This window comes from Kitasatospora cystarginea (assembly GCF_039533515.1).
GTDB lineage: Bacteria > Actinomycetota > Actinomycetes > Streptomycetales > Streptomycetaceae > Kitasatospora > Kitasatospora cystarginea.
The window spans coordinates 1-3,612 of record NZ_BAAATR010000125.1; the positions used below are offsets into that span (position 1 = coordinate 1).

Sequence of the window (3,612 nt, forward strand, 5' to 3'; positions counted from 1 at the left end):
GGCGGCTGTACGAGGCCCGCGACGCCGGAGCCCCCCAGGCCCAGCAGGAAGCGATCCTCGCCGAGGCCCTGCGGGACGAGTACTTCAAGGACCGCGGACGCCGCGCCCGCGGCCTCGACGTCGAGCTGAACGACATCGCCTGGATGGACGTCGAGCTGTAGCCCTCCCGCCGCACCGCTGCTTCGGCTTCAGTTGTGACTGAGCGCTCGACTTGGCCAGTGCGCGGTCGAGGTGGCCGGGTGAGCAACGGCGTTCTCCCCGGTCAGCGACCCGCGAAGCTCCATTGTCCGTCCCGCGGGGGAACCGCTGGGGGCATCATCGCTGGTCAGGGGCTTTCCTCAACTGGCCAAGTCGAGCGCTCAGTCACATCAGTTGGCCAGTGAGTGGTTGATTTGGCCACCTGAGCGTTCGGCTTGCGGTCAGTGCTGAGCCGGGACGCGATAGTTGGAACCTGGCCACGCATGTTGGAACCGGGCGGCCCTTCTCGCGGAACCTTGAGTGACCCTGTTGGCCCTGAGGGATGTGGGCGCCGGCGGCTTGGAACCAGCCCGGTCGCCCCGGACGGGGCGCCCGGCGCCTTCTGGCGAGGGATGCGGGTAGGCGCCGTCGACGGGTTCTTCATGGACACTCCGGACACGCCCGCCAATCGCGAGGCGTTCGGCGGTCCGACCGCGCCGGATGGGAGTGCTGTGGCGTTCCCCCAGGCCCGGGTCGTGACCTTGTCCGAGGCAGGCACCCATGCGGTGCTCGACGCCCGGATCGGCGGACTGAACCGCGGCGAGTTGGAACTGGCGACACCGTTAGCGGACGCGGCCCGCGACATGCTCGTCCTCGGTGTCTCGCTGAGTGGTCGGCTCCGGAAGTCCTTCGGGGGTTGACGGCGGAGGTGGGGCTGTGGCTGGCGTCTGGTCAGATGTCGGGGACGGCGAGGTGGAGCCGGCAGGCACAGTCGAGTGCGTCTGCGGCGGCTCCCATGGGGCTTGGCCGGTGGGCGCCAGGGAGTCCTCGCGTAGTAGGGGGTGGATCCCCATCTGCCGACGGCGCCGGTGTAGCGCAGGCGCATCAGCTTGCTTTCGCCGTCGGCCAGTTCGGCCTCCACGCAGGCGAAGGCTGCGTGGAGGCGGACATGCAGCTGCTCCGGCTGCGGCCAGGCGGGTGCGGGCGTGCTCACCGCCTCCACCGTGCGCCGCCGGCGATCACCCGGGCCACCGGCCTGCCGCACGCCGTGCCTTGCCCGTTGCCGCCGCCCGCCGCCCGCCGCCCGCCGCCCGCCGCGCGCATCCGCAGCCGGCTCCCGGACGGCGTCGGCCAGTTACCCGGCGACCTGCCGGAGGTTTCCCCGCTGCGGCACCTGCTCCTCGGGGACTGGCGCGGTGGTAAGCACCGGGTTGACGCGGAGCACCAGCCGCAGCACCTCGGGATCGCGCCCGGCCTTGGTGGTCGGGCTATCTTGCTAGCATGCTAGCAACGAGTTAGCCTGGTCTCGTGGGCGATGAGGAAGTCAAGCAGTTCAACGTGTACCTGCCGATCGGGCTGATCAAGCAGGTGAAGTACCGCGCCATCGAGTCGGGCATGTCGCTGTCGGCGCTGGTCGCCGAGGCGCTGCGTGCCTACCTCGACGACGCCCATGGGCAAGAGAGCCAATCGACCGAGAAGGAGGCCTGACATGGCGACCGAGGGAATCGAGGCCCTGTTCCTGGAGACCCACAACTGGGGCAAGGCGGCACGTTTCTTCCAGGCGCTGGGCTACGACCTGGAGTTCGAGACGGGCCACAGCTCCGGCCAACTCCGCAACGGCGACGGTCCCTACGTCTTCATCGCGGAGGTCCCCGAGGACCGGGAGCCTCAGGTGCAGGTCGTGCTGAAGGTGCCGGACGCGGACGCGTTCCGTGCCGATCCGTCCGTCGAGGTGGTCACGCCGTTCGAGGACACCCACTTCGGGACCAGGTTGATGACGGTCCGCGACCCCGACGGGCGGCTGTGGAGCCTCCAGGCTCCGGTCAAGAACTGACTGCGACGGAGAAGGGGAACACCATGGCAGACGAAGCGACCGCGGCGCCGGACGGCACCGCGGTGCGGACCGCCCTCTGGCGGGCGATGCACGTCCAGGTCGACCGGCCGCCGCACGTGTTCGAGGACGAGATCGGCCTGGAGCTGGCGGCCCCCGACGGCGACTGGCGCCACCGGCCCGACATGGACCCGCACCTCACCAGCGGGTTCCGGGCGGCCATGGCAGCCCGCGCCCGGTTCATCGAGGACCTGGTCATCGAGCAGGCCGACCGCGGCGTCACCCAGTACGTCATCCTGGGAGCCGGGCTGGACACCTTCGCCCAACGCAGGCCGGAGACCGCCTCCCGCCTGCGGGTCTTCGAGGTCGACCAGCCCGGCCCGCAGGCGTGGAAGCGCCGCCGGTTGGTCGAACTGGGCTACGGCATCCCCGACTGGCTGCAACTGGTGCCGGTCGACTTCGAGGCGAGCGAGGACTGGCTGAAGAAGCTGGTTGCCGTCGGCTTCGACCCCGGTCGGCCGGCGTTCATCGCGTCCACCGGCGTCACCATGTACCTCACCGAGGACGCCACTGCGGCCACCCTGCGCCAGATCGCCGGGCTCGCCCCCGGCTCCACACTCGCGATGACCTTCCTCCTGCCGCCCGACCTGCTCGACGAGGCCGACCGCCCCGGCCTGCGGGCGAGCAGGGAAGGTGCGCGAGCGTCCGGAACGCCGTTCATCAGCTTCTACACCCCGGAGGAGATGCTGGCCCTCGCCCGCGAATCCGGTTTCGCGGACGCCCGACACGTGTCTGGGGCTTCGCACGCCGGGCGCTACTTCGCCGATCGCACCGACGGCCTTCGCCCGTCGACTGGAGAGGACGTGCTGCTCGCCACCACCTGACCCTCGTCGACCCGTCGAACCGGGCAAGGACGGTCCAGCCAGTCGTCCGCCTCGGCGGCGGCCTGGGGCCCGACGGCGATGCCGTCGGGTCCTTACTGTCCCGCGCCAAATGATCTTGATTGTTTGTCAGATGATCTTGACGGCCACCAGGCTTCTGCCATGTGATCTTGACCGGTGGGGATGCGGGAACGGTGGCTGTTGCCGCGCTGGCGTACGGCGTGCGGGGCGAGTGCGTAGTGCTGTCTCCCGAGCCCCCGGACAATTCGGCGCCGGTACGGATGTGTCCGGGCTGTCCGGTTAGCTGTCGTGACCTGGGAGAATCGACCGGACAGGGCCCGGACAGTCCCTGCCGGTGTCCTGGCTGCCCATCCCCTCAGTTGATGCCGCATCAGCCACTCCCGCGAGGTGGGGGGTTTGCAGCCAAGGTGCTGGGCTCCGGTGTGGTGCTTGATCGGCGGCTGACGTCTGCGGCGCAAGCGGCCCAGTCTCCAGCGCTCGCCGTCTGCCACTGGACGGCAATCTGGATGTGGACGCCGAGCATCCGGGCGAGGCCGGCCCCGCGTCGCAGCAGCCAGGTGGCGTAGGTGTGGCGGTACTGGTGCGGCTCGAACGCGATGCCCGTGGATCGACACCCAGAGCGTGAAGACCTCCACCAATGTGGCCGTGACCAGCCAGGGAACCGACGCCGCGAAGAAGATCGTCGGTCGGAAGCGAGGGATC

Annotated in this window: 4 protein-coding genes and 1 pseudogene; all 5 read left to right on the forward strand. The window is 69.9% G+C overall.

Translation table 11 applies throughout. The features are described 5' to 3' along the window. The first annotated feature begins 713 nt into the window (after window positions 1–713). A complete protein-coding gene (locus ABD369_RS41510; protein WP_425557893.1) occupies window positions 714–878 on the forward strand; it encodes a hypothetical protein in 165 nt (54 codons plus the stop codon). A gap of 607 nt (window positions 879–1,485) precedes the next feature. Further along, window positions 1,486–1,665 carry a ribbon-helix-helix domain-containing protein gene (locus ABD369_RS40230; protein ID WP_344641598.1) on the forward strand — a complete coding sequence of 60 codons (180 nt, stop codon included), beginning with the start codon at window positions 1,486–1,488 and terminating at the stop codon, window positions 1,663–1,665. A gap of 1 nt (window position 1,666) precedes the next feature. Continuing rightward, window positions 1,667–2,011 (forward strand): VOC family protein, encoded by a 345-nt coding sequence (locus ABD369_RS40235; protein ID WP_344641599.1) that lies wholly within the window; start codon window positions 1,667–1,669, stop codon window positions 2,009–2,011. Window positions 2,012–2,034: 23 nt separating this feature from the next. Beyond that, window positions 2,035–2,892, forward strand: a complete 858-nt coding sequence (locus ABD369_RS40240) for a class I SAM-dependent methyltransferase (protein WP_344641600.1) — start codon at window positions 2,035–2,037, stop codon at window positions 2,890–2,892. A gap of 624 nt (window positions 2,893–3,516) precedes the next feature. Then, window positions 3,517–3,612 (forward strand): annotated as a pseudogene (locus tag ABD369_RS40245) (IS5/IS1182 family transposase); the annotation flags it as partial.